Source organism: Streptomyces alkaliphilus (assembly GCF_014141535.1).
Taxonomy (GTDB): Bacteria; Actinomycetota; Actinomycetes; order Streptomycetales; family Streptomycetaceae; genus Streptomyces; species Streptomyces alkaliphilus.
Window position 1 is genome coordinate 1 of sequence record NZ_VKHT01001055.1, and the last position, 1,664, is coordinate 1,664.

The 1,664-nt window shown below is 70.2% G+C and carries 1 protein-coding gene; it reads right to left on the reverse strand.

Features of this window, described 5'->3' with window-relative positions; translation table 11 throughout:
* Positions 1-269: 269 nt before the first annotated feature.
* Positions 270-1,358: a redox-regulated ATPase YchF gene (gene ychF, locus FNQ90_RS22335; RefSeq protein ID WP_143622842.1), complete on the reverse strand. Its 1,089-nt coding sequence runs from the start codon at positions 1,356-1,358 to the stop codon at positions 270-272.
* Positions 1,359-1,664: the final 306 nt, after the last annotated feature.

Consider the following 1,664-nt stretch of genomic DNA (forward strand, 5'->3'; position numbering starts at 1 on the left):
GTGCGTGGGGGTTCGGGGTGCGCGCGTCCCGCCCCGGAAGCGAGGGGGCGCTTCCGGGGTCGTCAGATTACTCACAAGTAGCGTGTTGTTTACATCACGGAAACATCACGGTGTGTGATCTTCGTGAATCCCCGGAACGGATCCCGGGATGGCGGCGAGCCCGCCCGCGAGGGGGACCGGGCCGTCGCCGGAAGGCATCCGGCACGCCCCGCACGGCGAAGGCCGTCCAACCCGCTGCGGAGCGGGTTGGACGGCCTTGGTCGGATGCGTCAGACGTTGAAGCGGAACTCCACCACGTCGCCGTCGCGCATGACGTAGTCCTTGCCCTCCATGCGGGCGCGGCCCTTGGCCCGGGCGTCGGCGAGCGAGCCGGCCTCGACCAGTTCGTCGTAGGAGACGATCTCGGCCTTGATGAAGCCCTTCTGGAAGTCGGTGTGGATGACCCCGGCGGCCTCCGGCGCGGTGGCGCCCCGCTTGATCGTCCAGGCGCGGGCCTCCTTGGGCCCGGCGGTGAGGTAGGTCTGCAGCCCCAGGGTCTCGAACCCGGCGCGGGCGAGGGTCGCCAGACCGGGCTCCTCCTGCCCCACCGACTGCAGGAGCTCCAGCGCCTCCTCGTCGTCCAGCTCGCCGAGGTCGGACTCCAGCTTGGCGTTGAGGAAGACCGCCTCGGCCGGGGCGACGAGGGCGCGCTGCTCGGCCTGGAACGCCTCGTCGGTCAGCTCCTCCTCGTCCACGTTGAAGACGTACAGGAACGGCTTGACGGTGAGCAGGTGCAGCTCGCGCAGCGGCTCGGCCGGCTCGGTGCCCTGGCGGATCCCGGCGGAGAAGAGGGTGCGGCCCTCCTCCAGGATCGTCTTCGCCTCCTCGACGGCCCTGAGGATCGGCTGCCGGTCCTTCTTGACCCGGGCCTCCTTGGCCAGGCGCGGCAGGACCTTCTCGATGGTCTGCAGGTCCGCGAGGATCAGCTCGGTGTTGATGGTCTCGATGTCGTCCTTCGGGGAGACCTTGCCGTCCACGTGCACGACGTTGTCGTCGCGGAAGGCGCGCACCACCTGGCAGATGGCGTCGGACTCGCGGATGTTGTGCAGGAACTTGTTGCCCAGCCCCTCGCCCTCGCTGGCGCCGCGCACGATGCCGGCGATGTCCACGAAGTCGACGGTGGCCGGCAGGACGCGCTCGGAGCCGAAGATCTCGGCGAGCTTCGTCAGCCGGGGGTCGGGGACGCCCACGACGCCCACGTTCGGCTCGATCGTGGCGAAGGGGTAGTTGGCCGCCAGCACGTCGTTCTTGGTCAGGGCGTTGAACAGGGTCGACTTGCCGACGTTCGGCAGGCCGACGATTCCGATCGTGAGCGACACGTGGGACTTCCCGGGCGTAGGAGGGGAACGGGGATGAGCCCTCATTGTAGGCGCGGGGCGCGTGCCACCGGGCCGGACGAGTGCCGCCCCGCCCCCGCAGGGGTCGGCGCCGCCCCGGGAGGGCGTGCCACCCCTCGCGCAAAAGATCGACAAAACGATGGAATGTGCGTGTCTCCGCCGTTCGGGGCGGGGAGGGGGACTTACGTTGGTCGACGTGGAGCACAGTACGCACACGACCGCACACGCTCGGCCACCCTCCGGGGTGGTGCGTCGTCCCGCCCGCCCGGCCGGGGTTCCCCGGCCGGG